We start from the raw sequence: 24,987 nt of genomic DNA, 5'->3' as shown, positions 1-24,987 counted from the left end.
GCCCGACCCTTTGGTCTGGACCCTCAGTCGCCGCCCGCGGGTCGGAAGACGACGAGCCGCTCGCCGTCGGTGGCGCGCTCGCCGACGGCGACCACGACCGCGTCCCCGACGGCGACGGCCGGCCGTCCGTCCGTCTCGTCGCCGCCGCGGACGATCCCCGTCAGCCGCGCTGGCCCGAAGTCGACCACCGCGGTCGCGTACGGCGCGTCGTCGGCGAACCGCGGCGACGGGACGTGAACCACGCTGTACGTCTCGACGGTCCCGGTCTCGTCGAGCGCTTCCCGCGAAAGGTCGGGCGACCCGCACTCCGGACACACGCGTCGCGGCGGGAGCGAGCCGTGGCCGCGCGGACAGACGAGCGCGAACCCCTCGCCGTCGGCCAGCGCGTCGAGCCACTCGGCGTGGTCGCGGTCCGGCGCCGGCGCCGCGTCCGCGCCGCCGTCGCTCATTCGGCCACCTCCAGGACGTGGACCACGGCGCTGGCGACGGTGCCGCCCGCGTTGTGGGTGACGCCGACCTCGGCGTCGGAGACGTGGCCGCTGTTGGGGTGGTCGCCCCGGAGTAGGCGCGTCAGCTCCGCGATCTGGGACCCCCCGGTCGCGCCGACCGGGTGGCCCTTCGCCTTCAGGCCGCCGGAGAGGTTCACCGGGAGGTCGCCGTCGGCGGTCGTGACCCCCTCGCGGGCCGCGGCGATCCCCTCTCCCGGCTCGAACAGCCCCAGCGACTCGAGCGCCAGCACCTCGGCGATGGTGAAGCAGTCGTGGACCTCGGCGACGTCGACGTCGCTCGGCTCGACCTCCGCGTCGGCGTATGCCGCGTCGGCCGCGTCGTCCGCGGCAGGCGTCCGCGCGAGGTGCTCGCGGTCGCCCAACGCCATCCGGTCGGTCCCCTGCCCGGTCCCGGTCACCGCGACCGGGGCGTCGAGGTCGCGTTCGGCCGCATACTCCTCGGAGACTAACACGAGCGCGCTCGCACCGTCGGTTATCGGGCAGGCGTCGTAGAGGTGGAGCGGCTCCGCGACCGGCGGCGCGTCCAGCGCCTCGTCGACGGACACCTCCTTCCGGTACTGGGCGTACTCGTTCGGGACGGCGTTGGCGTGGTTCTTCGACGCGACGTGCGCGAGGTCGGCCCGCGTCCCGCCGTACGCGTCGAAGTAAGCGTTCGTCATGAGCGCGTAGGCCCCCGGGAACGTGACCCCGGCCCGGGCCTCGAAGAGGTCGTCTGCGGCGATGGAGAGCCCCTCTGTCACCTCGTCGGTCGGGAGGTTCGTCATGCGCTCCATGCCGCCCGCGAGGACCACGTCGGCGTCGCCCGCCGCCACCGTCCGGACCGCCTCCCGGACCGCGACCCCGGCCGACGCGCACGCCGACTCGTAGCGCGTCGCCGGACAGCGGACGCCGGCGGCCTCGGCCATCAGGGGCGCCTGGTGGCCCTGGTGCTCGGCGAGCGCGCCCATGAAGTTCCCGTAGTTCAGCTCCTCGACGTCGGACCGGTCCACGGCGGCGTCCTCGAACGCCCGGAGCGCGGCCTCCGCGAACAGGTCGCGGCCGGTGCGCTCCGGGTGGCTGCCGAAGGGAGTGAGCCCGACCCCGGCGACGCGTACGTCTGTCATACACGAACGATGATCGGGGATGCGGTTTATCTCTGCCGAAAGCCGGGGTCCCGGTCGGTCGACGAGCGCGCGGCGCGTCCGCGAGGAAGAGCGAATCGCCCGACTGCGTCGGCGGTCCGTGCGCGCTCAGCCGATGTAGCGCAGGTCGTCGTCCGGCACGGCGGGGCCCTCCTGCATCTCGCGGATCTTGCCGACGACCTCCTCCATCTCCTCGGCGCGGTCCTCCAAGCTCTCGTAGTCGACGGACATCCCGAGGACGGCCTCCAGCGTCTCCAGCACGGCGCGCGCGCTCTTCGGGTCGACGAGGTAGCCGCTCGTCTCGCCCATGAGGCAGGCGGCGTCGAACCCGCGGCGGCCGCCGAGCCCGAGCACCAGCCCGGAGACGCCGACGATGCCGCCGGCCGGCTCGTCCGCGCGGAACTCCACGCCCGCGTCCTCCAAGTCGGCGGTGAGGTCGCCGTCGGAGACCGCGCCGAGGACGGTGTACTCCTCGACGAGTTCGCCGGTGGGGACGCCGCCGAGCGCGAACGCCCGCTCGGCGCCGAACTCCTCGGCGACGTCCAGGAACGTCGACGTGAGTCGGTAGTGACCCTCGTTCGACCCGGCCTGGTGGTCGCCGGTCAACACGAGCAGGTCCGTCCCGTCGGTCTCGACGGCGTGGAACTCGGCGCAGGTGAGCGCCGCGACCCCCTCGTCGTCGACGTTCACCTGCGGCGGGAACTCCGTCGCGTACACGCGGCGGACCAGCTCCCTGTCGAACTCCTCTAACAGGTGTTCGGCCGCGAGCTTCCCCACGTGGCCGACGCCCGGCAGCCCCTCGATCAACACCGGGTCCTCCAGCTCCGGCGTCGCCACCTCGTCGATCTCGATGTCCTCCATACCCTGTCCGTCGGGTCGGCGGTCACAAGAGCGTGGCTATTCCCGCGTCGGATCGCCCGCGCCGCCGAGCGTGCGGCTACTCCGACCGTCGCCGCGCCCGCCGTCGATACTCGCCGTACGGGTCCTCCGGGCCGAACGGGGCCGGCGCGCTGTTCTCGGTCGGTCCGTCACACTCGGGACAGCGGTCGCCGAGCGCGTACACCGGTCGATCGTGGGCGGCCTCCCAGTTCGCGCAGACGCGGATATCTGATTTCACGGTTGAAAAGGGGTCGTGTGCGGTCGAGTCGGCCGCGGTTACTCGTCGTCTTCGCGGCGCTCGCGGTGGAACTCGCCGGCGCCGCCGGCGGCCTCGATCGATTCGCGGGCGCGCTCTGCGGCGGACTCCAGCTGCGACTCCGCCGTCTTGTAGTCCGGGGCGCGGACCTTGATGCGGTACTCGGGCGAGCCCACGTAGCCGACGTCGAGCTCGACGCCGTCCGGGACCTCGCCGTTCCCTTCGGCGGCGGCGAGCGCGTCGCGCACGTCGTCGACGCCGTCGGGAGCCGCCGATTCGAGGTCGACGTAGCCGGTCACGTCGACGTACGGCACGGAGACGTTGTCGCGGGCGGCCGTGACGACCACGTCGACGGTGTCGGCGTCGACGTCGACGTCCTCAAGGGCCTCGTCGCCGCTGATGGCGGCGGCCTCGAAGGCGTCGTAGAGGCTCTCGTACTCCGCGAGGAGGGCGTTGGCGACCGAGGTGTAGCGGTCGTCGTCGACGTCCTCGCCGAGCGCGATGAGCATCCAGTTGTCGGCCTTCTGCGCGTTCTTCCAGTCCTGGATCGTCTCCTTGCGCTGGTGCTCGTTGACGTCTTTGATCGACAGGTCGATCTGGTTCGACGACGTATCGACCTCCAGCACCTTCGCGACGACCGTCTGTCCCTCGCGGACGTGGTCGCGGACGTTCTTGATCCAGCCGGAGGCGACCTCGCTGATGTGACAGAGGCCGCGCTTCTCCTCGTACTCGTCCAGATCGACGAACACGCCGAAGTCGGCGATCTCGTCGACGTCGCCGACCACCAACTCGCCGGGTTCGGGCCAGCCGCTGTACTTCATGACGGAGCGGTGAGGCTGTTACCGCGCCTCAACGGTTTCGACGATCTCGCCGTGGAGCTCGGCCTCTCCCCCGGTCGGGGTCGCGAGCGTCGTGCCGCAGACCGCGCACGACACCGTCGAGGAGGCGTTGCCGAAGACGACCTGTTCGTTCTCGCAGTCGCCGCAGGCGACGCGGTGGAAGTCTCCCGCCATGATTACTCCTGGAACGTGAGACGGCCGGCGCGCCATCCCTCGCGCATGTGTGCCTTCCCGCAGTCGCCGCAGCGGTACTTCAGGTGGGTCTTCTTGGTCGGCTTGTCGCCACCGGGCACCTTCGAGTACCCGCCGGCGTTGCCGATGGTCGCGAGCGCGCGGCGTCGCTGCCGCGCGTCGCGCTTCATTCCGGTCGCCCGACCCGATCGAACCTTCTCCACCTCGTGCTCGTGATGGGAGTCACAGTGGGGACAGTACGTGTTGAAGCGGCGTGGCATTTCCATGGATATCGACCTTGAAACGCGGTTCGTCGCCGACGCTTAAAACGGGTTTGGTCTGGACCGCCCGCGAGCCGGCGTGCGCGCGACGGCCCGTCGGCGGCCGTGCGACGCGATCTCATTCCCTCCATTCCGCGACCGCGCGCACCGGCGAGCCGTCGGCGTCCCGAAGCCGCAGCGGGAAGGCGTACAGGCGGAATCGTGACGGGAGACCGTCGAGCCCGCAGAGGTTCTCGACGATCGGCAGTGAATCGCCCAAGAGCACGTCGTGAGCGGGCGTGCCGGCGGGCTCGTCGTCGGTCGCCGTAGTCGGACCGGTGTCGTCCGTGTCAGCTGCCGCGCTCGGCGTCGGATCCGGTCCGAACGTGTCGAGGCCGATTCCGACGCCGGCCGCCCGGCAGCGCTCGGCCGCCGCCGCGGTGAGGTACGGGTGATCGTGGTACCGATCGTCGCCCCAGTGGGACTCCCAGCCGGTCCGGATGACGAGGAGGTCGACATCGGCGCCGAAGTCGTCCACATCGGGCAAGGCCTCGGGCGGGATCGGCTCTCGCGGCTCCAGCGGCCGGAGGTCTACGAGTCGGGCGTCGAACGCGAATCGACCGACCCCTCGCTCGTCGATCGTCTCTCCGTCCGGGAGCTTGTGCTGTGGCGCGTCGACGTGGGTCCCCGCGTGGGTGCCGAGCCGCAGTTCGCTCGTCCCGTAGCTGTCGGTCTCGTGGGTCGCGTCGGGCGCGAGCGTCACGTCGGGGTCGCCGGGGTAGGTCGGCATCCCCGTCTCGATCGGGCGCGAGAGGTCGCGGAACACGGCCGCCGATCGGACCGCGGCGCGGTTAAGTCGGTCGTCCGTCGTCGGTCCCGCTCGCGACCCGGAGTCGCACGCCGTCCGTGCGGTTCCGCGGCCCGAACGTATTTCCTGCGCCCGCTGCTGGATCGCTCCATGTCGGAACTGCCGTTCGACGCGTACTACGACCTGACCCAGATCGGCGAGGTCGCCGTCTCCCCGACCGGCGACCGCGTCGCCTTCGCCGCGACCGAGTACGACCAGGCCGCCGACGAGGCGGTCTCCTCGCTGTTCGTCGCGCCGACCGACGGCTCCCGCGAACCGCACCGGCTGACGAGCGCGTCGGGTGCGTCCGCACCGACGTGGGGACCTGACGGCGACCGCCTCGCGTTCGTGGCCGCCCGGGACCGCGACGCCGAGAAGCGGGTCGGCTGGCGGGACCGCGACGACGAGGACGCGGAGGACGCGGAGGGCGAAGCGAGCGTGGGCCCGGAGGACGACGAACCGACCGACAGTGACGGCGAGGAACCCCTCGGCGACGACGGTGAACCCAAGCCGCAGGTGTGGGTGTTCGACCTCGCGCTCGGCGGCGACGCCCGACAGGTCACGGAGCGCGACGAAGGCGTCGCCGGGTTCGACTGGTCGCCGGACGGCGACCGACTGGTGATCGAGTCGCGCGACCCGACCGACGAGGAGTCCGCGTACCTCGACCAGGTCCGCGAGGAGGGCAGCCCCATCGAAACCACCCGCCTCCAGCACAAGGTGAACGGCGCGGGCTGGACCGACGACGTGACGCGGTACCTGTTCGTCGTCGACCTCGACGACCCCGAGAGCGACCCCCGCCGCCTGGACGACGCGTACGGCGGCGGTGCGTTCGAGGACATCTCCGGGATGCAGCCGACGTGGGGGCCCGACGACCGGATCGCGTTCACCTCTTGCCGGCTCGACCGCCCCGATGACACCACCGTCCGCGACCTCTACGCGGTGCCGGCGGAGGGCGGCGACGCAGAGCGGCTCACCGACGGCGACCTCACCCACGGGGCGGCCGCCTGGCGCCCGGACGGCGAGGCGATCGCCACGGTCGGGAGCGACCCAGATGACCCGCCCGCGCCGTCGGAGGTCTTCCTCGTCGACGCCGCGGATGGAGACGCTGACGACCGCGACGCCCCGACCTCGCTCACCGCGGCCCTCGACCGGACGATCGCCCGCGGCAGCGGGGTCGATTGGGTCGACGGGTCGATCTACACTCGAATCGCCGACGAGAGTCGCACGCGGCTGGTCCGCGTCGACCCCGACGGCGACGTCGAGCGGATCTTCGAGGCGCAGGGCCGCGACCGCGCGATGGCCGGGTTCGACGTCGCCGATGACGGGTCGACCGCGACGGTCGTCTTCTCGCACCCGTCCGACGGGACCGACGTTCACGCGGTCGAAGTCGCCGATCTCGACGCGGCTGCCGAGCCCGACTCCCTCCGACGCCTCACGAGCGTCAACGAGTCGCTGACCGACGAGTTCCCGATGCCGGAGGCCCGCCGCGTCGAATGGGAGTCCGACGGGTGGACGCTCGACGGCGTCCTCTACCATGACCCCGACATCGACCCGGAGGACGGCGATCACCCGCTCGTCGTGGCGATCCACGGCGGTCCGATGTCGTACGACGAACCGGTGTTCAGCTTCGGGCACGCCGCCCTGACGAGCCGGGGATACCTCGTCTTCCGGCCGAACTACCGCGGGGGTACCTCCCGTGGCCGGGAGTTCACCGCGGAGCTGACCGGGAAGTGGGGGACCGCCGAGGTCGTCGACATCGCCGCCGGCGTCGAGTCGCTCGCCGAGCGCGGGTGGGTCGACCCGGGCCGCGTGTTCGGCCACGGCTTCTCGTACGGTGGCATCGCGCAGGGCTTCCTCGTCACGCAGGAGCCGGACCTGTTCACCGCTGCGGCGCCGGAACACGGCATCTACGACATCCGGTCGGCGTTCGGTACGGACGACACGCAGATCTGGATAGAGGCGGAGTTCGGCCTCCCGTGGGAGAACCCGGAGGCGTTCGACGCGTCGACGGCGATCCTCGACGCCGGGAACATCGAGACGCCGCTGCTCGTGATGGCCGGCGGCGAGGACTGGCGGTGTCCGCCCTCGCAGTCGGAGCAGCTGTACGTCGCCGCCCGCAAGCAGGGCGTCGACGCCGAACTGGTCGTCTACCCGGACGAACACCACAACATCGGCGACCCGGACCGCGCGATCCACCGGTTAGAGAAGATCCTCAGCTGGTACGAGACGCACGACCCGGCGGTCGAGGACGCCGACGGAACCGACGGCGAGTAGGGCGTCAGACCGTCAGTTCCTGTCGGATCGCGACCGATCCGGACGGGACGTGGACGACCCTGACCACGAGTCGGTCGCCCTCGGTCAGCGAACAGCTCTCGTTAGTGAGACGGAACTGAAGGAACGAGCCGGCGGCGAGGCGGTTCGTCGTCCGCGAGTCCAAGACGCCGAGATCGACTCGGTTCCCGCCGGAGACGATGCCCTCGTCGATCGAGCCGGACGCGACGTTCGAATCGGGGAAACTTCCTGAACTGTTCCCGCCCTCGGGGAGGTCGATCAGTCGCTCTCGCTCGCCGCAGGCGTCCGTCGCGTCGATGGCGATATCCATCTCTTCGACCAGAACGGGGTCGCCGGCGACGTGGGCGATACGGGCGATTCCGCCGTCGTAGCCGTCCTGTACCGCGAACTCCCCGCTGGACTGCGAGACGTACGGGCCGGGGTTCCGGAGGTCGTCCGCGACGCCGAGCGTGAAGACCGGGAGTGTCGCCGAGAGGATCACGACGATAGCGACGAGGAGGATAGTCGAGACCACCGACGAGACGCCGCGGGACTGAGTGGTCACTGTCCCGTCGTTGGCGACGCACTCACAAAGGTCCGGCGTTTATCAATGCTCGACGAACTCAACGAGCACGCCGCCGGTGGACCCCGGGTGGCAGAACGCGACCTCGTGGCCCCACGCCCCCGGCCGGGGCTCCTCGTCGACGAGGTCGATGCCGAGGTCCCGCGCGTGATCGAGCGTCGCCGGGAGGTCGTCGACCGCGAGCGCGACGTGGTGCGTGCCCGGGCCCTCGCTGTCGAGGTACTCCGCGATCGTCCCCCCGCTGTCCGGCTGGAGCAGCTCGAAGTATCCGCCGCCGTCGAGTTCGAGGAAGACGATCCGCATGTCGTCGAACGTCTCCTCATGGGCGACCGGAGCGCCGAGCAGGCCGCCGAACAGGTCGGCTAAGTCGGTCGCGTCGCGGGTCGCGACGCCGACGTGGTCGAAGCGCATGCGGTTCAGTTCCGGCGGCGTCGACTTATAATGACCGCGCGGTTCCCGGTCGCCCTGCCCCTATCCCAAGGTTTGGGTACGTCCCGGCTGTACCCCTCGCTATCTCCAACCCGTGAGCGACTCAGAGACAGACGGCTCGACCGAGCAGATGACCTCGCGGAACATCCTCGGATCGCTGCTCGAGAGCGGGCTCCACGAGATGAACCGCGAGCGGTCCGGGCTCCTCCTCTCGGGGGTGTCCGCCGGGCTCGACATCGGGTTCGGGCCGCTGATGATGGCCGTCGTGTTGACCCTCTCTCCGGGGACTTTCGGCGATCTGACGACGGAGCTCCTGTTGGCGTCCGTCTACTCCGTCGGCTTCATGTTCGTGATACTGGGGCGCTCGGAGCTCTTCACCGAACACACGACGCTGGCGGTCATCCCGGTGATCGATCGGCAAGCCTCGGTCCGTCAGCTCGGCCGGCTCTGGGGACTGGTGTACGTGGGGAACATCGTCGGCGGGCTGCTGTTCACGCTGCTCGTGACGCTGCTGATGCCGGAGCTCGGCGTCGTCGACCCGACCTCGTTCGAGACCATCGCGCTGAAGCTGGTCGACCACGACCTCCCGTGGCTGTTCGTCGGCGGCGTCTTCGCCGGGTGGCTCATGGGGCTGCTTGCGTGGCTCGTCGCGGCGGCGCAGGACACGACCGCGCGGATCCTCCTCGTGTTGATCGTCACCGGGACGATCGGCCTCCTCCACCTCCCGCACTCGATCGCGGGCAACGTCGAGGTGCTGTTCGGGCTGATCGTCTCCTCGGCGATCTCTCCGATGGACTACGTCGCGTTCCTCGCGCTGGCAACGGTCGGGAACGCCTTCGGCGGTGCGGTGTTCGTCGCGCTGTTGAAGTACGGCCACGTCGTCCGCGGCGCGGACTGAGCCAGATCGGACGGGAGGCGGGGCGAAACGGTCTCGGCTCGGCTCACCGCCCGGGCTTGTACTCGCCGAACTCGTCGCGGAGCACGTCGGATATCTCTTGGACCGTCGCGTACGCCTTCACGGCGTCGACGATGTGCGGCATCACGTTCTCCGTCCCCTGCGCTGCCTCCCGTAGTCCGGCGAGCGCCTCGTCGACCGCGCCGTCGTCGCGCTCGGCTTTGACTGCTTCCAGCCGCTCCCGCTGGTTCTGCTCCTGGTCGGGGTCGACCTCTTCGAGGTCCATCTCCGGCTCCTCGTCGACCTCGAACTCGTTGACGCCGACGATGATCCGCTCGCCCTCCTCGATCTCCTGTTGCCGCTCGAAGGCGACGTCCTGGATCTGTCGCTGGACCCAGCCGCTCTCGACCGCTTCCAGCATGCCGCCGCGGCGGTCGACCTCCTCGATGATCTCGAACGCCTCCTCCTCGATCCCGTCCGTGAGGTCCTCGACGTAGTACGAGCCGGCGAGCGGGTCGATCGTGTCGGCCGCGCCCGACTCGTGGGCGAGGATCTGCTGGGTGCGGAGCGCGGTCCGGACGGACTTTTCGGTCGGCAGCGCGAGCGCCTCGTCTTTCCCGTTGGTGTGGAGGCTCTGTGTCCCACCGAGGACGGCCGCGAGCGCCTGGTAGGAGACGCGGACGACGTTGTTCTCGATCTGCTGGGCGGTGAGCGTCGAGCCGCCGGTCTGAGTGTGGAACTTCAGCTGCTTCGACTTGGGGTTCTCCGCGTCGAACCGCTCGTCCATAATCTGCGTCCACATCCGGCGGGCGGCGCGGAACTTCGCGGCCTCCTCGAAGATGTTGTTGTGGGCGTTGAAAAAGAAGGAGAGCTGCGGGGCGAACTCGTCGACGTCGAGCCCGGCGTCGAGGGCGGCCTCGACGTACTCGATGCCGTCGCCCAGGGTGAAGGCGATCTCCTGGGCCGCGGTCGAGCCGGCCTCCCGGATGTGGTACCCCGAGATGGAGATGGTGTTGAACTTCGGTGTCTCCGCCGCGCAGAACTCGAAGATGTCCGTGATGAGTCGCATCGACTCCGTCGGCGGGTAGATGTAGAGGTTCCGCGCGATGTACTCCTTCATGATGTCGTTCTGGATCGTCCCACGGAGCTGCTCGCGCGGGACGCCCTGCTTGTCGCCCATCGCGACGTACATCGCGAGCAGCACTCCGGCCGGGGCGTTGATCGTCATCGACGTGGACACCTCGTCGAGCGGGATGTCGTCGAACACCGTCTCGAAGTCGTCGAGGGTGTCGATGGCGACGCCCGACCGCCCGACTTCTCCCTCGGCCATCGCGGCGTCGGAGTCGTACCCCATCTGCGTCGGAAGGTCGAACGCCATCGACAGCCCGGACGACCCCTCGTCGATGAGGTAGCGGAACCGCTCGTTCGTCTCCGCCGCGGTACCCATCCCGGCGTACTGGCGCATCGTCCACAGCCGCCCGCGGTGCATCGTCGAGTAGACGCCGCGGGTGTACGGCTCCTCGCCGGGGTAGCCGAGGTCCTCGCGGTAGTCCACCTCGACGTCGGCGGGGGTGTACAGGGGGTCGACCTCCTGCCCGCCGGTGTCGGTGGTGAACGTCTCCTCGCGCTCGCCGAACCGGTCGACCGTCTCGCCGTAGGTGCCCGCCTCCCACGACTCCTTGGCCTCCCGGATCTCGGCGAGTTCGTCAGGGTCGTACATTACTAAATCGGTCGACCGAACGGGACTTAACAGTTTTCAGGGGCGGGCGGACGCGGCCCGCGCGGCCGTCGGCGGGACGGCGTCGCGCCCGCCGTCCCGATTTAAGTACCACGCGTTCAACACGGCCGTATGGACGTGCTCACAGACCCCGCGCGTCGGTTCCTGGCCGCGACGGCACCGGAGCACACGGCTGTCCAGGCGGAGATGGCCGACCTCGCCGACGAGTGGGGGTTCCCGATAATCGGGCCCGAGGCGGGCGCGGTCCTCCGGCTGCTCGCGCGGCTGACGGAGGCGGACCGTGTCTTCGAGTTCGGCTCCGGCTTCGGCTACTCCGCGACGTGGTTCCTCCGGGGCGGCGCGGAGCGCGTCGTCTGCACCGAGTTCGACGCCGACGAGGCCGAGCGCGGCGTCGCGTTCGCCGCGGACCACGGGTACGCCGACAGCGTCACCTTCGAGGTCGGCGACGCGATGGAGACGGTCGCCCGCTACGACGGCCCATTCGACGTGGTCCTTATCGACCACCAGAAGGGGCGGTACGCCGACGCCTACCGGACCGTCCTGCCGAAGGTCCGGTCCGGGGGCGTGATCGTCGCGGACAACATCGCCCGCGGTCCGATCGACTTCGAGACCCTCGTGGCGCACTTCGAGGCGGGCGAACCGCTCCCGGACGACGCGGTCGACGCGGAGACGCGCGGCATCGGCGAGTACGTGGGCACCGTGCGGTCCGACGACGCCGTCGAGACGGCGATCCTCCCGGTCGGCTCCGGAATCGCCGTCTCGACCGTCGTCCGGTGACTCCCGAGCGAAACCGTTACCATGTCGGATATAAAACACGTGATCAGATGAACGGAGGGATCGAAGGCGACGGGGCGGCGGAGTCAGGGCCGCGAATGGGGGTTCGCGTCCTCGTCGTCGACGACGAGCCGGGCTTCGCGGCGGTGGCGGCCTCGCTGCTAGAGTCGCGGGACGACCGGATCGACGCGAGCGCGGTCGAGAGCGCCGCGACGGCGCTCGACAGGCTCTCCGCGGAGTCGTTCGACTGCGTCGTCTCGGACTACGAGATGCCCGAGACCGACGGGATCGAACTGCTCGAGACCGTCCGCGAGCGGCACGGCGACCTTCCGTTCGTGCTGTTCACCGGCGCGGGGTCCGAGAAGGTCGCCAGCGAGGCGGTCGCCGCGGGCGTCGACGAGTACGTCTGTAAGTGGGCGGGCGACGACCCGTACGCGCAGCTCACGGCCGCAATCGACCGGAACGCCTCGCGGACGCGGGGTGAGCGCCGGGTCGCCGAGCACTTAGACCGGGTGTCCGACGCGTTCTGCGAGGTCGACGACGACTGGCGGGTGACGTACCTCAACGACCGCGCGGCGGAGATGATCGACCTCGACACGGACGAGCTCTTAGGAGAGCGGCTCTGGGACCTGTTCCCCGGGACGGTCGACACCGACGGCGAGGCGACCCTCAGGGAGGCCGTCGAGACCGGCGATCCGGTCCGCTTCGAGCAACACCTCGAGCGCCTCGACGCGGACATCGTCGTGAACGCCTACCCCGCCCGCGAGGGCGTGGCGCTGTACTTCCGCGACGTGACCGAGCGGAAACAGCGCGAGCGGCGGCTCCACGAGCTCTCCGAGCGGCTCCAGTTGGCCGTCGAGGGCGCGGACGTCGGCGTCTGGGACTGGAACGTCCAGACGGGCGAGGTGCGGTTCGACGAGCGGTGGGCCGGGATGATCGGTTACGACGCCGACGACCTCGCCTTCGACCTGTCGACGTGGGAAGAACTGGTCCACCCGGACGACCTCGACGACTCGTGGCGGGCCATCGAGGCGCACTTCGCCGGCGAGACCGACCTCTATCAGTCCGACTTCCGGATGCGAACGAAGTCCGGCGGCTGGCGGTGGATCCGCGACCGCGGCCGGGTCGTCGAGCGGGACGAGGACGGCGACCCGCTCCGGGCGGTCGGGATCCACATCGACGTCACCGAAGAGAAGGAGCGCGAGCGCGACCTCGAACGGTATCGACGGCTGGTCAACGAACTGCCCGACTCCGTCTGCGTGTACGACGCGGACGGGCGGTTCACGCTCGTCAACGACCGCCTCGCCGAGGTGTACGACACCACCCCCGACCGGCTCGTCGGAACACAGAGCCGCCTCGGCGAGCGGCTCCGCGAGACGTCCGAGGGCGACCCGTTCGCGGCGCTCGTCGAGGGGGACCGCGACTCGATGACGGGGACGGTCGACCTCGAACTCCCCATCGGCGACATGATCGTCGACTACGACCTCACCCGACTCGTCATCGACGGGGAGTTCGACGGCGTGCTGTGTATCGCCCGGGACGTGACCGAGGAGCGGCGCCGGCAGCGTCGGCTCGAACGGACCTCGGCCAGGCTGGAGGCGCTGTTCGAGCGCTCCCCGGACATGATCGACATCCACGACGAGGGGGGCGAGATCGTCGACGTGAACCGGTCGATGACCCAGGAGCTCGGCTACGACCGCGACGAGGTCGTCGGGATGGACGTCTGGGACGTCGACACCAAACTCGAGCCCGACGAGGGGAAGCGGCTCTGGCAGGGCCTCGAGATGGACGAGACGGTCCGGCTGGAGACGACGTTCGACCGCGCGGACGGGAGCTCGTTCCCCGCCGAGGTCCACGTCAGGCGGATCGACGTTCAGGGGGAAGACCGGTTCCTCGCGAGCAGCCGGGACGTCTCGGAGCGCAAGGCGTACGAGCGCCGGATCGAACGCGAGAACGAACGGCTCGACGAGTTCGCGAGCATCGTCTCGCACGACCTCCGGAACCCGCTGAACGTCCTCTCGGGGTACCTCCGGCTCGCCCGCGAGACCGGGGACGACTCGTACTTCGACCGGTGCGAGCGCGCGCTCGACGAGATGGAGCGGTTGATCGAGGACGTGCTGGCCCTCGCCAAGCAGGGCGAGGCTGTCGGCTCGTTCGAGCCGGTCCACCTCGGCGAGCTGGCCGCCCGGTACAGCGACGACGCGTTCGGGTCAGTCGACGACGACGACCCCTTCGGCGGCGACGACACCGAGGGAGACCCCCGCGTCACGGTCGCGGTCGAGGCGGACGGCGAGATCTGCGCCGACCCCGGGCGGGTCGGTCAGCTGCTCGGAAACCTGTTCCGCAACGCCGACGAGCACGGCGGCGAGCGCGTCGTCGTCGGCGACCTCTCGGACGGGTTCTACGTCGAAGACGACGGGCCCGGGATCGACGCGGACCACCGGGACGAGGTGTTCGAGAGCGGCTACACGACCTCCGAGACTGGCACCGGGTTCGGGCTCTCCATCGTCCAGCGCATCGCCGAGGCGCACGGCTGGGAGGTCGCGGTGACCGAAGGGGATCGCGGCGGCGCTCGCTTCGAGTTCACCGGCGTCGGTCGGCCGGAGTCCCCTGCGGAGACCGTCGAGCCGCAGGACTGAGCGTTCGGCTCGCGAAAAGGAATTCGACGGCGTCGACCCGGTTCAGAACGCGCCGGTGTAGACGCTGATGTCGGCGTAGAGCCCCTCGCGAAGCGCGCTGTGGACGTGGCAGATCCCTTCGGCGCGCTCGGCGATGTCGGCTGCGGTCTCGTCGTCGAGCTCGGCCTCGACGTGGACGTCGAAGGCGATCGACTCGAGGTCGTCGTCGTCGTCGAGCTCGGCGCTCGCGTCGATCTGGATCTGCCCGAGCTCTTCCTCGCCGCGCTGGCTCCCGCCGACCCGGAACGCCGGCAGGTAACAGGAGGCGTACGTCGCGACGAGCGTGGCGTTCGGGTTCGGGCCCGTCTCGTCGGTCGCGTCGATCTGGAGGTCGAACTCGCCGACCTGACTCGTGCTGGCGTATCCGGCCTCGGAAACGGTGGATGTCTCGATGTCTGCCATAGTCGTCTCTCGATTCGGCCTCGCGACGATAAAAGTTACCGCCATCGGCGCGGTGACTCCGCCGCGATCCGTCGCCGGGGGCGGCGGACCGGCCTCAGTCGTCGTTTGACGCGTCAGCCCCCAGTCCCGTCGCGCCCCGGAGGTCGGCCTCGATCGCCTCCAGCGTCCGGCCGTTCGTCTCGGGCACGACGCGGTAGGTGAAAAGCAGCGCGACGAGGCTACACGCGCCGAACAGCCAGAACGTCATCGGCGTGCCGATCCCGTCGAGCAGCACGGGGAACGAGAGTGCCACCACGAGGTTCGCGAGCCAGTTGGCGACGGTCACCAGCCCCATCGCGCTCCCCCGGACGGCGAGCGGATAGATCTCGGAGATCAGCAGCCAGAACACCGGTCCGAGCCCGATGGCGAAGAACGCGACGAACGAGACCAGCGTCAGCGTCGCCAGCCACCCCATCCCGCCGGTCGGGTCCGCGAACTGGAAGACGAGGCCGGCGACGGTGAGCGACCCGATCATCCCACCGGTCCCGACGAGCAGGAGGGGCCGCCGCCCGACGCGGTCGACGAGGAGGATCGCGACGACGGTCATGACGACGTTGACCGTGCCGATTGCGACCGAGGCGAGGATCGACTGCGAGCTGCCGAGCGCGGTCGACTCCAGGATCGTCGGCGCGTAGTACATCACCGCGTTGATCCCGGTGATCTGTTGGAAGACCGCGAGCCCGAGGCCGACGATCAGCGCCGGGCGCATCCACGGGCTGATCAGGTCGCGGACCCCGTTCCCGGACTGGGCCTCGACGGTCGCTTCGATCTCGGACAGCTCCGAGTCGATCCCGCCGTCGCGCGTGCGGCGGAGGACGGCGCGGGCCTCCTCGGTCCGACCCCGCTCGTAGAGCCACCGGGGGCTCTCGGGCATCCGGGACATCCCCGCGGCGAGCACGAGGGCAGGGACCATCCCCGCGCCGAGCATGATCCGCCACGATCCGGAGCCGGAGAAGGCGTAGTTGACGAAGTACGACGAGAGGATCCCCACGGTGACCATCAGCTGGTTCAGCGACGTGAGTCCCCCGCGGACGGCGGGGGGCGCGATCTCGGAGATGTACAGCGGGCCGACGATCGACGCGAACCCGATGGCGATCCCGTCGATCATCCGCCCCGCGACGAGCACCTCGACGGTTGGCGCGACCGCCATGAGGAACGAGCCGAGGAAGAACACCCCGGCCGACAGCAGGATAAATCGCTTGCGGCCGATCCGGTCGGACAGCTGCCCGCCGACGGCCGCGCCGGCCGCCGCGCCGACCATCGCGCCGCTGACCACGATCCCCTCCACCAAGGGACTCAGCTCGAAGGTGGTGTCGATGAAGAGGATGGCTCCGGAGATGATCCCCGTGTCGAACCCGAACAGGAGTCCGTTGAGCGCCGCGAGCGCGGAGACGACGTACACGAAGCGTCCGCCGTCACCCCGGATCACGGCCCGTATATCGGCGGTTGACATGGTGTGCCGATCCGGCGCTAACCATCTTTTATTTAGGAGCCTTCTGATTTATTATTAATTTACGTACATTCAATATATTTCTGTCAGCGGAGCGCGACGAAATCTACCACCGAAACAGGTTATATTTATTCGGATCCGAATAGTATCTTATCACCGGTCAGCCCCGAAGTCGGGACTCGCCGCGCGACAGTGGAACGCCGAATCCGGGCTCGAAACGGTGCCTCGCGCGGCCCTCGCGCTCCGCGGACGCGTCGTCGTTTCGAAAATAGCCCGGTCGGCGCCCCGTCGCCGTGGGCACGGGACGCCCCTCGCGCTACTCCAGCGTGTACGTCTCGTCGCCGTCGAGGACGACCGGCTCGGCGGCGGCCCCGGCGGCCTCTACCTCGCTGACGAACTCGCGCGTGTCGATCTCGATCGGTCCGAACGAGTCGTAGTGCATCGGGAAGACGACGTCGGCGCCAACCCAGTCGGCGGCGATGCCGGCGCCAGCGGGCCCCATCGTGAAGTGGTCGCCGGCGGGCAGGGCGGCGGCGTCCGGCTCAAGGTACGGGGCGATCACGTCGACCATCTCGGACATCAGGCCCGTGTCGCCGGCGTGGTAGAAGGTGGTACAGTCGGGGTCCGACTCCTGCGTCGGCTTCTTGTCGCCGATCACGAAGCCTGCCGGCATGCCGGCGGAGTAGTCGGGATCGTTCTCGATCCCGTTCGAGTGGTCCGCGCGGACCATCGTCACCCACGCGTCGCCGCACTCGACGGTGCCACCGATGTTCATCCCGCCGGCCGGGACGGTGTTTTCGAGGCCGAAGTTCTCCTGGACGTACGCGGTCAGCTCCGGGGTGGCGACCACGGTCGCGTCGGGGAATTCGGCCGCGTCACCGATGTGGTCGGCGTGCCCGTGGGTCAGGAGCAGGTAGTCGGGGTCGAGGGCGGCAGGGTCGACGTCGGTCTTCGGGTTGTCGAAGAACGGGTCGACGAGCAGCTCCGTGTCCTCGACGACGACGTGCCACGTGGAGTGGCCGTGCCAGGTGAGTTCCATAGTCCGTTCCGTACGTCTCGGCGCGGCGTAATAAAACTCGACGCCGCGGAAGCCGCCGCCCGGCGGCGAAAGCAATTAACCGGGACCGGCGCGAACGCCGAACGCATGCCCTCCGAGACTAGCGACCCAGGCGGCCCGGCCGCGTGTCCGGCCTGCGGCGAGGCCGTGCCGGCCGGGGCGAGCTTCTGCCCCGCCTGCGGTGCTGACGTCGGCGACCCCGCCGACCCGAGCTACTGCGCCGAGTGCGGCGAGCGGTTCGACGAGGACGACCGGTTCTGCTCGAACTGCGGCGCGTCGCGGACGGCCGGCGACGCGGCCGACGCCGCGCGGGTGACCGGCGCGGCCGGGCGGTCGAGCGTGGCGGGCCGATCCCCCTCGCACTCGCCGGCTCCGCGGGAGAGTTCGCGCGCGTTTCGCCGTCGCGTTCAGGACCACCTCGACGCCGGGTGGGACGTCGAGCGAGACGACGGCGACCGGGTGATCCTCGTCGACAGGGGTATCGGTGCCGTCGGCGTCCACATCCTCCTGTTTATTTTCACCAGCGGCATCGGGAACCTGCTGTACGGCTGGTGGCACTACTCCAAGCTTGCGGAGCGCCGGCGGCTCGTGCGCGGCGACGAGACGACCGTGCGCGCCCCGTCGCGCGTCCAGGAGTCCGGCCGGGTGGAGACGGCCACCGCGTACGTCCTGACCGCCCTCCTGCTCCTGATCGGCGGGTGGATCGTCTTTTTCGCGGGGACGACCGGTTCCGCGCCCGCCGCACTAATCGGCCTCGCGTTCGCCGGCCTCGGACTGGGCGTGGCTCCGCCGGTCCGGCGCCGGCTCGACCGCCGGCACGGGGTCACCGCGTTCGGTCGTCAGAAGACCGTCGACCACCGGACTGTCCGGCCGCCCGAGTCCGTCGAGGACCCCTGCGTGGTCTGCGGCGAGTCGTTCGACCGAGGTCTCGTCAGGCGGCGACGCGACGAGACGGTCGTCGCCGGCGTCCCGGTTCGGACGCACTCGGTCCGGCGCAACCACTACTGCGTCGAGTGCGCGCGCTCGGAGGTGTTCGGCGACCGCGGCGGCGCGCCCTCACTCGACGAACTCTCGGCGGAGGGAACCGCGGTCAAGGCCGACTCGGAGGCGGACGACCCTGCGACCGACAACGACCGAGAGATGGACGACCCCGCGACCGACGACCGGGTCACCGAGTCGACCGAGTGAGCCGCGGAGCGCGCCCGCCTCGGTCGCCGATTGCCTCACCGGGAACGCTTTTCGGGCGGCCCGCCGTTCGCTGTCGTATGTATCGCGCACGGTTCCGCGACCCAGCCGGATCGATCCGCGAGGGCGAGTACGACCCGGCGACCGACACGGTCGCCTTCGGCGGCGAGACGTACGCGCTCTCGGACCCCGCGATCGACGTGCTCGCGCCGACCGAGCCCTCGAAGATCGTCTGTATCGGGCGCAACTACGCCGACCACGCCGCCGAGCTCGGCAACGACGTCCCCGACCGGCCGCTGCTCTTCCTCAAGCCGCCGAACGCGGTTGCGAGTCACGGCGACACCGTGACCGTCCCGGCCGGCAAGGACCGGATCGACTGGGAGGCGGAGATCGCGGTCGTGATCGGCGAGCAGTGTAAGGCGGTCGACGCGGCGGACGCGATGGACGTCGTCGCCGGGTTCACTTGTCTGAACGACGTGTCGAACCGTGACGACCAGAACCAGGAGCAGAACTGGGTTCGCGGGAAGGCGTTCGACGGCGCGGCGCCCATGGGCCCGGTCCTCGCCACGCCCGACGAGGTTCCGCCGGACGCGAGCGTCGAGCTCCGCGTCAACGGCGAGACGAAGCAGTCGAGCGACCGCGAGCACATGATCTTCGACGTGCCGACGCTGATCGAGGAGATCACGACGTACCTCACGCTCGAACCCGGCGATGTCATCGCCACGGGCACGCCGGAGGGGGTCGGCGCGCTCGCCGACGGCGACACCGTCGAGGTCGAGGTCGAGGGCGTCGGCACGCTGGAACACGACGTCCGCGTGCCCTGAAACGCCGAACCGAGCGGTTCCATCGTTTCCTGCGATTAGGTACCACACCTCGTTTCCGGTGAACGCTTATGTGTGAGTCCCTGGAGTCGGAGGTATGGAGACCAGTTCGTTCGTCGTTGAACGCTGACGGCACCGTCGCGGCGCGGTTCGAATCGGGCCGACCGATCGGACGCGCCGCCGAGACCGCACGCGGAGCGGAGACGCTCCCCTCCCCGGGCCGACGCGAGCGCCCGACCGAATGTCACGAGACGACGACGCGACGAACGAACGCGACGCATCGAGCGGACAAGACGCACGAGCGACAGAGACCGCGCACGCCGACGCGACCAGAGCCGTGGTCGCGGCGCGGTCTGACGGGGGCCCGCCGGACACGGCGGAGATCCGCGAGCTGGCCGCCGCGGCCGGCTACGCGGTGGTCGGCGAAGTCACCCAGCGGCGGCGCGAGGATCCGACCTACGACCTCGGGCGCGGGAAGGCCGAGGAGCTGATGCGCCTCGCGGCCGACGCGGACGCCGAGGCCGTCATCTACGACGGCGGCCTCTCGCCGGGGCAGACGTTCTCCCTCGGCGACCTGCTGCCGACCGGGACCGCGGTCGTCGACCGCCCGCGGCTGGCCCTGGAACTGTTCGCCGACGCCGCCGACTCGCGAGCCGCCGACCGACAGCTGGAGCTGGCCCGGCTCTGCTACGAGCTGCCGCGGCTCCGCGAGGCGGTCGCCCGCGACGCGAGCGAGGACGTGCGCCTCCAGCCGGAGGGCGACAGCCGCGTCCTCGACGTCGAGAAGCGGATCGAGTCGGCCGAGCGCGCCCTCGACGAGATCGCCGACGAGCGGGCGGCGCGCCGCGCGGAGCGCCGCGCCGCCGGCTTCGACCTGGTCGCGCTCGCGGGCTACACCAACGCCGGGAAGTCGACGCTGGCCCGCCGGCTCGCGGACGAGGTCGACGACCCGAATTTCGACGGGGAGGCCTCGGCTCCCCCCGCAGAGCGTGCCGACACGGCCGCGGGGGACCCGGCGGACGACGCCGGTGCGCTCGCGGTCGCCGACCGCCCGTTCGAGACGCTCTCGTCGACGACGCGCCGCGCGACCGTCGGCGGCCGGCGCACCCTGCTCACGGACACCGTCGGGTTCCTCGACGGGCTGCCGCACGAGTCGGTGCGCTCGTTCCGCGCGACGATCGACGCGATCCGCGCCGCGGACTGCGCGCTGCTCGTGGTCGACGCCAGCGACGACCCGGGCGGCCTCCGCCGGAAGCTCCGCGCCTCGCTGTCGGCGATCGAGTCGACCGACGGCCCGGTGATCCCCGTGCTGTCGAAGGCGGACGAGGTCGACGCCGACGGCCTCGCGGCCGCCGTCGAGGCGTACGAGACCGCCGTCGCCGACCTCGACCCGCGCGACGCCCCAGTCGCGGACGCGCTCCGGTCGCCGATCCCGGTGAGCGCCCGCGACGAGTCGGGGCTCGCCGACCTCGCGGACGCGGTGGCGGACGCGCTGCCGACGGCGACGGCGACCGTCGAAGTACCGAACGGCGGCGACGCGCAGGCCGCGCTCTCGTGGGCGTACGACCGGAGCGTCGTGACGGACGTCGAGTACGCCGGCGAGACCATCGCCGTCGACTTGGCGGGGCGGCCAGACGTGGTCGCCGAGGCGGAGCGGCGGCTGCGCGGCGCGGGTTCGCCCCCGTGAGCGCTCCCGGCTTCGACCCGGGAGCGCCGTGACCGGCGTCCGTCAAGACCACCCTTAAGCCCGACCGCCCCCGACCGTCTGGCATGCGACCACGGGATCTCTCCGATCACTCGCCGTACGTGCCCGGGCGGGGCGTCGAGGAGGTCGCCCGCGAGCGCGGGATCGACCCCGACGACCTGATCAAGCTCTCTTCGAACGAGAACCCGCACGGCCCGAGCCCGGCGGCCGTCGAGGCCATTCGCGACCACGCCGACCGCGTGAACCAGTACCCGAAGTCCTCGCACACGGACCTCACCGCGAAGATCGCCGAGAAGTGGGGGATCGGTGACGAACAGGTGTGGGTCTCCCCCGGCGCCGACGGCTCGATCGACTACCTCTCCCGGGCCGCGCTGGAGCCGGGCGACGAGGTGCTGGTACCGAGTCCCGGCTTCGCGTACTACGCGATGTCCTCGCGCTACCACCACGGCGAGGTGACCGAGTACGAGCTCTCGACCGCCGACGGCTTCGCGCAGGACGCGGAGACGGTGTTGTCCGCCTACGGCGGCGAGCGGATCGTCTACGTCACCTCGCCGCACAACCCCTCGGGCTCGACGATGCCGCTCGACGAGGTCGAGGCGATCGCGGACGCGACCGCGCCGGAGACGCTGGTCGTCGTCGACGAGGCGTACGGGGAGTTCTCGGATGTCGACAGCGCGATCCCGCTTGCCGACGAGCGCGACGACGTGGCGGTCCTGCGCACCTTCTCGAAGGCGTACGGGCTCGCCGGACTCCGGATCGGGTACAGCGTCGTCCCCGAGGCGTGGGGCGAGGCGTACGCCCGCGTCAACACGCCGTTCGCGGCCAACGAGCTCGCCTGCCGGGCCGCGCTCGCCGCGCTCGACGACGAGGACCACGTCGAGCAGTCGGTCGAGTCCGCCCGCTGGGCCCGGGGGTACATCGCGGACGAGCTCGACGCGCCCACCGTCGACTCCGCGGGGAACTTCGTCCTCGCCGCCGTCGGCGACGGCGAGCGCGTCGCCGAGGCGGCCCAAGAGCGCGGCGTGATCATCCGCGACTGCACCTCGTTCGGGCTGCCGGAACACGTCCGAATCTCGACGGGGACCCGTGAGGAGACCCGCGAGGCGGTCGCCCTGCTCAACGAGACGCTGGCCGACCTCGGACTCGGTGTTCGGGCGTGACGGAGGGGACCGACCACGCCGACGCCGCCCCGGACCGCGGCCGCGCGAACCGCGTCGCCGTCACGGGCACGCCCGGGACCGGGAAGACGACCGCGACTGCGCTGCTCGAGGGCGAGTACGACGTGATCCACCTCAACGACCGGATCAAGTCCGACGACAACCTCTGGACCGAGCGCGACGACGACCGCGACACGCTCGTCGCCGACCTCGACGCGGTCCGCGAGGACCTCGGCGACTGGTCCGGAGTCTTGGACTCCCACCTCGCGCACCGGTTCGACGCCGACCGCGTCGTCGTGTTGCGCTGTCACCCCAAGACGGTCGAGTCCCGCCTCGAGGCGCGCGGCGAGACGGCCGAGACAGCCGCCGAGAACGCCGAGAGCGAGGCGCTCGACGTGATCCTCTCCGAGGCGGTCGCCGGGCACGGCGCGGAGAACGTCTACGAGGTGGACGCCACCGACCGGGACCCCGAGGCGGTCGCCGACGCGATCCGGGCGGCGGCGGAGGGGGAGCGCGAGCCGAGCGCCGGCACCGTGGACTTCATCGATTATATATGAGCCGGTCGAGACGGTCGAGACGATAGATGACCCTCGACCAGTACCGTTCGGTGGCGGACCGGCTGCTCGGCCCGTGGGTGTCCGCGGCCGACAGGCTCGGCCTCTCGCCCGACCAGGTGAGCGTGATCGCCTTCCTCGTCGCGGTCGCGGCCGCCGGGGCGTTCGCTGCGGGGTCGACGGCCCTCTACGCGGCCGGCGCGCTGCTCGTCCTCCTCAACGGCTGGCTCGATGTCGTCGACGGGGCGCTCGCGCGCCATCAGGGGGTCGCCTCCGACGGCGGCGACTTCCTTGACCACGTCCTCGATCGCTACGCCGACGTGGCGGTCATCGCCGGGCTCACGGCCGGGGTGGGGGCGTACGCGCTCGGCTTCGCCGCCGTCACCGGCGTCCTCCTCACCTCCTACCTCGGCACCCAGATCCAGGCCGTCGGCATCGGCCGCGAGTACGGGGGGCTCCTCGGCCGGGCCGACCGACTCGCACTGATCGGCGTCGTGGGCGTCGTCGCCGCGGTATACTCCGCGCCGATCGTCGCCGGGCTGAACGTCGTGAGTCTCCTGCTCGCGCTGTTCGCCGTCGTCGGACACCTGACCGCAGTCCAGCGGTTCCTCGGCGCGTGGAGCGACCTCTGAGCGTCGTGGTCAGCGACCGGCCGGCCTCATCGCCGAACCGCGAGCACGGGTGCGTCCGCGCGGCGGACGACCTCGTCCGTGATGCTGCCGAAGACGATCCGTTCCGCTCCGCTTCGCCCCTTCGTACTCATCACCACGAGGTCGATCGCGTTCCGGTCGACGTACTCGGTGATCACCCTCGCGGGACTACCGAACTCGACTGCGATCGTCGTCTCGACTCCCTCTGGTTCGGTCTCCGAAACGATTCGCTCGGCGGCCGAGGCGCGCTCGTCACGTCGCTCGTTGAGTGCCGCCCGCTCTCGACCGGCGGTGCCGAGGCCGCCAGCAACCTCAACGATAGAGAGGACGTGTATCGACGCGTCGTACCGCTCGGCGTGACTGAAGGCGTGTTCTGCGGCGCCGATCGTCGCCTCGCTGCCGTCCGTCGGAAAGAGGATCGTGTCGTACATAATCGTAAGCCGTCGGGGTCCGTTCTCCGTCGTCGGAACCGCGGTGGTCGCGTCACTGCCGCCGGGCGATGAGCACCGCGTCGGCGAGCACGTCGTGGCCGATCGGAACGAGGTGAGCGGCCGCGCCGATCGCGAAGATGTGTAGCGTGACGAACGCGCGCAGCGGGCCGAGGCTCCCCGCGAGGAGACCGAGCGTCACCACGCCCGTCGCGGCGTAGACGATCCGCTCTTGCTGCCGTATCTGCGGGCTCTCCCAATTGTACAGCGCCGTCACGAGATAGCCGGTTCCGATCACCGCCAGCCACGGGTGCCAGTACGCGTACCGTACCGCGCCGGACGGGATGACCTCGAAGAGGGCGGCGACGTTGACAAGCGTCGCAGCGAGGTTCAACCCCGCCCAGACTACCCAGACGCGGTTGCGGCGCACGGTCGGCGTGGTGTAGGTCACGCCGAAGACGACGATCCCGACGGTCAACACGGCCCAGACGCCGACGATCGACTGGATTAATCCAAACGGGGCGAGGCTCGGATCGCGGCTGAACACCCAGGAGAGCCCCCACCCGATCACTCCCTCGAAGAACCCGAACAACAGCAGTCCGTCTCCCGGGAGCGGTGGCGACAGCAGCCGCCGGAAGTACAGCGTCAGCGCGGTCCGCGAGCGGTGTAGCCGGTCTGACCAGTCTGTCGTCTCACTGGGCATACATTCGCTCCCTCCCGAGTCGGCGATGGTCGACTCTCGTCTCCGCTCGGAGACACGGACCGTACACACTGGCACGTAGAACGGTAGACGTATATGATCAGGGTTCACTGCCAGAGTGACTCACCGGGCGCCTCCGCGGTGGCACAGATGCCGCGTATCGAGCCACCCGACCCCGGCGGACCGAGGGGCCCAATCGCCGCCCTCGCTCTCAGGGGACGTCCCGGAGCTGCCCGAGGGAACGATTTAAAAGCGTCCGGTCGGAACGAGAGGTATGCCCACGTTCGAACTGAACCTCTCGGACGACGTGTACGCGGAGTTTCAGCAGCTGGCGGAACAGGAGTTCGTCTCCGAGGAGCAGGCCGCTGAGGACCTCATCGCGTCCGGCATCGAGGCGTACAACGTGACCGTCGTCGACGAGGAGCCCCGCGACGAGATGCTCGACGGCGCGGAGAACAACATGTTCGACACCGCCGAAGACCCCGGCAGCCTCGAAGACGACCGGCTCTGACGCCTTCTCGACGCCGAACTCACCTCGCCACCGAACTTGCCGCGATCCCGCCGAGTCGCCGACCCAGCGAACGGCGCC

The 24,987-nt window shown here is 70.3% G+C and carries 27 protein-coding genes; 11 read left to right on the top strand and 16 right to left on the bottom strand.

Annotation, left to right across the window (positions count from 1 at the left end):
- Positions 1–23: 23 nt before the first annotated feature.
- The 8 genes from ABNG04_RS10125 to ABNG04_RS10090 all read right to left on the bottom strand — a co-directional run bounded on the left by ABNG04_RS10125 (position 24) and on the right by ABNG04_RS10090 (position 4,861).
- The gene (locus tag ABNG04_RS10125) at positions 24–449 is read right to left on the bottom strand and encodes a Zn-ribbon domain-containing OB-fold protein (protein ID WP_371162301.1); all 426 of its coding nucleotides are present in this window, start codon (positions 447–449) and stop codon (positions 24–26) included.
- Positions 446–1,612, bottom strand: coding sequence for a thiolase domain-containing protein (locus tag ABNG04_RS10120; RefSeq protein WP_371162300.1), 1,167 nt, complete (start codon positions 1,610–1,612; stop codon positions 446–448). The genes ABNG04_RS10125 and ABNG04_RS10120 overlap by 4 nt, the downstream gene beginning before the upstream one ends.
- 126 nt (positions 1,613–1,738) lie before the next feature.
- Positions 1,739–2,491: a proteasome assembly chaperone family protein gene (locus tag ABNG04_RS10115; protein WP_371162299.1), complete on the bottom strand. Its 753-nt coding sequence runs from the start codon at positions 2,489–2,491 to the stop codon at positions 1,739–1,741.
- 76 nt (positions 2,492–2,567) lie between these two features.
- Positions 2,568–2,747 (bottom strand): RNA-protein complex protein Nop10, encoded by a 180-nt coding sequence (locus tag ABNG04_RS10110; protein WP_297888148.1) that lies wholly within the window; start codon positions 2,745–2,747, stop codon positions 2,568–2,570.
- 38 nt (positions 2,748–2,785) lie between these two features.
- The gene (locus ABNG04_RS10105) at positions 2,786–3,586 is read right to left on the bottom strand and encodes a translation initiation factor IF-2 subunit alpha (protein WP_371162298.1); all 801 of its coding nucleotides are present in this window, start codon (positions 3,584–3,586) and stop codon (positions 2,786–2,788) included.
- 18 nt (positions 3,587–3,604) lie between these two features.
- Positions 3,605–3,778, bottom strand: coding sequence for a 30S ribosomal protein S27e (locus ABNG04_RS10100; protein ID WP_371162297.1), 174 nt, complete (start codon positions 3,776–3,778; stop codon positions 3,605–3,607).
- A 2-nt stretch (positions 3,779–3,780) separates the two neighbouring features.
- Complete coding sequence (locus ABNG04_RS10095) at positions 3,781–4,062, bottom strand: 50S ribosomal protein L44e (RefSeq protein WP_004595867.1); 282 nt, start codon at positions 4,060–4,062, stop codon at positions 3,781–3,783.
- Positions 4,063–4,174: 112 nt separating this feature from the next.
- Positions 4,175–4,861 (bottom strand): cyclase family protein, encoded by a 687-nt coding sequence (locus tag ABNG04_RS10090; protein WP_371162296.1) that lies wholly within the window; start codon positions 4,859–4,861, stop codon positions 4,175–4,177.
- A 132-nt stretch (positions 4,862–4,993) separates the two neighbouring features.
- Here ABNG04_RS10090 and ABNG04_RS10085 point away from each other — a divergent pair, with 132 nt between their 5' ends.
- Positions 4,994–7,156 (top strand): alpha/beta hydrolase family protein, encoded by a 2,163-nt coding sequence (locus tag ABNG04_RS10085; RefSeq protein WP_371162295.1) that lies wholly within the window; start codon positions 4,994–4,996, stop codon positions 7,154–7,156.
- 4 nt (positions 7,157–7,160) lie between these two features.
- Here ABNG04_RS10085 and ABNG04_RS10080 read toward each other — a convergent pair whose 3' ends face one another.
- A complete protein-coding gene (locus ABNG04_RS10080) occupies positions 7,161–7,718 on the bottom strand; it encodes an archaellin/type IV pilin N-terminal domain-containing protein (RefSeq protein ID WP_371162294.1) in 558 nt (185 codons plus the stop codon).
- A gap of 42 nt (positions 7,719–7,760) precedes the next feature.
- Positions 7,761–8,147 carry a methylmalonyl-CoA epimerase gene (mce, locus tag ABNG04_RS10075; RefSeq protein ID WP_371162293.1) on the bottom strand — a complete coding sequence of 129 codons (387 nt, stop codon included), beginning with the start codon at positions 8,145–8,147 and terminating at the stop codon, positions 7,761–7,763.
- A 112-nt stretch (positions 8,148–8,259) separates the two neighbouring features.
- Here mce and ABNG04_RS10070 point away from each other — a divergent pair, with 112 nt between their 5' ends.
- Positions 8,260–9,063, top strand: coding sequence for a formate/nitrite transporter family protein (locus tag ABNG04_RS10070; RefSeq protein WP_371162292.1), 804 nt, complete (start codon positions 8,260–8,262; stop codon positions 9,061–9,063).
- 43 nt (positions 9,064–9,106) lie between these two features.
- Here the strand turns inward: ABNG04_RS10070 and ABNG04_RS10065 are convergent, their stop codons facing one another.
- The gene (locus ABNG04_RS10065; protein ID WP_371162291.1) at positions 9,107–10,780 is read right to left on the bottom strand and encodes an acyl-CoA mutase large subunit family protein; all 1,674 of its coding nucleotides are present in this window, start codon (positions 10,778–10,780) and stop codon (positions 9,107–9,109) included.
- Positions 10,781–10,909: 129 nt separating this feature from the next.
- Between ABNG04_RS10065 and ABNG04_RS10060 the strand changes: the two genes are divergently transcribed.
- Both ABNG04_RS10060 and ABNG04_RS10055 read left to right on the top strand, forming a co-directional pair.
- Positions 10,910–11,575, top strand: a complete 666-nt coding sequence (locus ABNG04_RS10060) for an O-methyltransferase (RefSeq protein WP_371162290.1) — start codon at positions 10,910–10,912, stop codon at positions 11,573–11,575.
- Between the two features lie 47 nt (positions 11,576–11,622).
- A complete protein-coding gene (locus ABNG04_RS10055) occupies positions 11,623–14,211 on the top strand; it encodes a PAS domain S-box protein (protein ID WP_371162289.1) in 2,589 nt (862 codons plus the stop codon).
- 42 nt (positions 14,212–14,253) lie between these two features.
- Here ABNG04_RS10055 and ABNG04_RS10050 read toward each other — a convergent pair whose 3' ends face one another.
- The 3 genes from ABNG04_RS10050 to ABNG04_RS10040 all read right to left on the bottom strand — a co-directional run bounded on the left by ABNG04_RS10050 (position 14,254) and on the right by ABNG04_RS10040 (position 17,180).
- On the bottom strand, positions 14,254–14,652 hold the full coding sequence (locus tag ABNG04_RS10050) for an OsmC family protein (RefSeq protein ID WP_371162288.1): 399 nt from the start codon (positions 14,650–14,652) through the stop codon (positions 14,254–14,256).
- Positions 14,653–14,746: 94 nt separating this feature from the next.
- Positions 14,747–16,144: a sugar porter family MFS transporter gene (locus ABNG04_RS10045; protein WP_371162287.1), complete on the bottom strand. Its 1,398-nt coding sequence runs from the start codon at positions 16,142–16,144 to the stop codon at positions 14,747–14,749.
- A gap of 313 nt (positions 16,145–16,457) precedes the next feature.
- On the bottom strand, positions 16,458–17,180 hold the full coding sequence (locus ABNG04_RS10040; protein ID WP_371162286.1) for a metal-dependent hydrolase: 723 nt from the start codon (positions 17,178–17,180) through the stop codon (positions 16,458–16,460).
- A 105-nt stretch (positions 17,181–17,285) separates the two neighbouring features.
- Between ABNG04_RS10040 and ABNG04_RS10035 the strand changes: the two genes are divergently transcribed.
- The 6 genes from ABNG04_RS10035 (at position 17,286) to ABNG04_RS10010 (ending at position 23,252) form a co-directional block, all read left to right on the top strand.
- Positions 17,286–18,386: a DUF8108 domain-containing protein gene (locus ABNG04_RS10035; RefSeq protein ID WP_371162285.1), complete on the top strand. Its 1,101-nt coding sequence runs from the start codon at positions 17,286–17,288 to the stop codon at positions 18,384–18,386.
- Between the two features lie 77 nt (positions 18,387–18,463).
- Positions 18,464–19,207: a fumarylacetoacetate hydrolase family protein gene (locus ABNG04_RS10030; RefSeq protein WP_371162284.1), complete on the top strand. Its 744-nt coding sequence runs from the start codon at positions 18,464–18,466 to the stop codon at positions 19,205–19,207.
- Positions 19,208–19,445: 238 nt separating this feature from the next.
- Complete coding sequence (locus tag ABNG04_RS10025) at positions 19,446–20,891, top strand: HflX-like GTP-binding protein (protein ID WP_371162283.1); 1,446 nt, start codon at positions 19,446–19,448, stop codon at positions 20,889–20,891.
- 83 nt (positions 20,892–20,974) lie between these two features.
- Positions 20,975–22,069 (top strand): histidinol-phosphate transaminase, encoded by a 1,095-nt coding sequence (gene hisC, locus ABNG04_RS10020; RefSeq protein ID WP_371162282.1) that lies wholly within the window; start codon positions 20,975–20,977, stop codon positions 22,067–22,069.
- A complete protein-coding gene (locus ABNG04_RS10015) occupies positions 22,066–22,623 on the top strand; it encodes an adenylate kinase family protein (RefSeq protein ID WP_371162281.1) in 558 nt (185 codons plus the stop codon). The genes hisC and ABNG04_RS10015 overlap by 4 nt, the downstream gene beginning before the upstream one ends.
- 26 nt (positions 22,624–22,649) lie before the next feature.
- On the top strand, positions 22,650–23,252 hold the full coding sequence (locus ABNG04_RS10010) for a CDP-alcohol phosphatidyltransferase family protein (RefSeq protein WP_371162280.1): 603 nt from the start codon (positions 22,650–22,652) through the stop codon (positions 23,250–23,252).
- Between the two features lie 26 nt (positions 23,253–23,278).
- Here ABNG04_RS10010 and ABNG04_RS10005 read toward each other — a convergent pair whose 3' ends face one another.
- On the bottom strand, positions 23,279–23,701 hold the full coding sequence (locus ABNG04_RS10005) for a universal stress protein (protein WP_371162279.1): 423 nt from the start codon (positions 23,699–23,701) through the stop codon (positions 23,279–23,281).
- Positions 23,702–23,753: 52 nt separating this feature from the next.
- Positions 23,754–24,401: a hypothetical protein gene (locus ABNG04_RS10000; protein ID WP_371162278.1), complete on the bottom strand. Its 648-nt coding sequence runs from the start codon at positions 24,399–24,401 to the stop codon at positions 23,754–23,756.
- Positions 24,402–24,672: 271 nt separating this feature from the next.
- Between ABNG04_RS10000 and ABNG04_RS09995 the strand changes: the two genes are divergently transcribed.
- Positions 24,673–24,909, top strand: a complete 237-nt coding sequence (locus ABNG04_RS09995) for a DUF7120 family protein (RefSeq protein ID WP_006113632.1) — start codon at positions 24,673–24,675, stop codon at positions 24,907–24,909.
- Positions 24,910–24,987: the final 78 nt, after the last annotated feature.

This window comes from Halorubrum miltondacostae, from assembly GCF_041379815.1.
GTDB classification, from domain to species: Archaea; Halobacteriota; Halobacteria; order Halobacteriales; family Haloferacaceae; genus Halorubrum; species Halorubrum miltondacostae.
Note: the sequence above shows the minus strand (reverse complement) of the source record. Positions and strands in the feature narration are given on the sequence as shown.

Bases quoted from the DNA above. Each gene is read 5' to 3' on its own strand.
- hisC (WP_371162282.1), top strand. From the start codon at position 20,975: ATGCGACCACGGGATCTCTCCGATCACTCGCCGTACGTGCCCGGGCGG.
- ABNG04_RS10025 (WP_371162283.1), top strand. From the start codon at position 19,446: ATGTCACGAGACGACGACGCGACGAACGAACGCGACGCATCGAGCGGA.
- ABNG04_RS10115 (WP_371162299.1), bottom strand. From the start codon at position 2,491: ATGGAGGACATCGAGATCGACGAGGTGGCGACGCCGGAGCTGGAGGAC.
- ABNG04_RS10100 (WP_371162297.1), bottom strand. From the start codon at position 3,778: ATGGCGGGAGACTTCCACCGCGTCGCCTGCGGCGACTGCGAGAACGAA.
- ABNG04_RS10125 (WP_371162301.1), bottom strand. From the start codon at position 449: ATGAGCGACGGCGGCGCGGACGCGGCGCCGGCGCCGGACCGCGACCAC.
- ABNG04_RS10030 (WP_371162284.1), top strand. From the start codon at position 18,464: ATGTATCGCGCACGGTTCCGCGACCCAGCCGGATCGATCCGCGAGGGC.
- ABNG04_RS10045 (WP_371162287.1), bottom strand. From the start codon at position 16,144: ATGTCAACCGCCGATATACGGGCCGTGATCCGGGGTGACGGCGGACGC.
- ABNG04_RS10060 (WP_371162290.1), top strand. From the start codon at position 10,910: ATGGACGTGCTCACAGACCCCGCGCGTCGGTTCCTGGCCGCGACGGCA.
- ABNG04_RS10010 (WP_371162280.1), top strand. From the start codon at position 22,650: ATGACCCTCGACCAGTACCGTTCGGTGGCGGACCGGCTGCTCGGCCCG.
- ABNG04_RS10120 (WP_371162300.1), bottom strand. From the start codon at position 1,612: ATGACAGACGTACGCGTCGCCGGGGTCGGGCTCACTCCCTTCGGCAGC.
- ABNG04_RS10065 (WP_371162291.1), bottom strand. From the start codon at position 10,780: ATGTACGACCCTGACGAACTCGCCGAGATCCGGGAGGCCAAGGAGTCG.
- ABNG04_RS10000 (WP_371162278.1), bottom strand. From the start codon at position 24,401: ATGCCCAGTGAGACGACAGACTGGTCAGACCGGCTACACCGCTCGCGG.
- ABNG04_RS10095 (WP_004595867.1), bottom strand. From the start codon at position 4,062: ATGGAAATGCCACGCCGCTTCAACACGTACTGTCCCCACTGTGACTCC.
- mce (WP_371162293.1), bottom strand. From the start codon at position 8,147: ATGCGCTTCGACCACGTCGGCGTCGCGACCCGCGACGCGACCGACTTA.
- ABNG04_RS10050 (WP_371162288.1), bottom strand. From the start codon at position 14,652: ATGGCAGACATCGAGACATCCACCGTTTCCGAGGCCGGATACGCCAGC.
- ABNG04_RS10105 (WP_371162298.1), bottom strand. From the start codon at position 3,586: ATGAAGTACAGCGGCTGGCCCGAACCCGGCGAGTTGGTGGTCGGCGAC.
- ABNG04_RS10005 (WP_371162279.1), bottom strand. From the start codon at position 23,701: ATGTACGACACGATCCTCTTTCCGACGGACGGCAGCGAGGCGACGATC.
- ABNG04_RS10040 (WP_371162286.1), bottom strand. From the start codon at position 17,180: ATGGAACTCACCTGGCACGGCCACTCCACGTGGCACGTCGTCGTCGAG.
- ABNG04_RS10085 (WP_371162295.1), top strand. From the start codon at position 4,994: ATGTCGGAACTGCCGTTCGACGCGTACTACGACCTGACCCAGATCGGC.
- ABNG04_RS10055 (WP_371162289.1), top strand. From the start codon at position 11,623: ATGAACGGAGGGATCGAAGGCGACGGGGCGGCGGAGTCAGGGCCGCGA.
- ABNG04_RS10035 (WP_371162285.1), top strand. From the start codon at position 17,286: ATGCCCTCCGAGACTAGCGACCCAGGCGGCCCGGCCGCGTGTCCGGCC.
- ABNG04_RS09995 (WP_006113632.1), top strand. From the start codon at position 24,673: ATGCCCACGTTCGAACTGAACCTCTCGGACGACGTGTACGCGGAGTTT.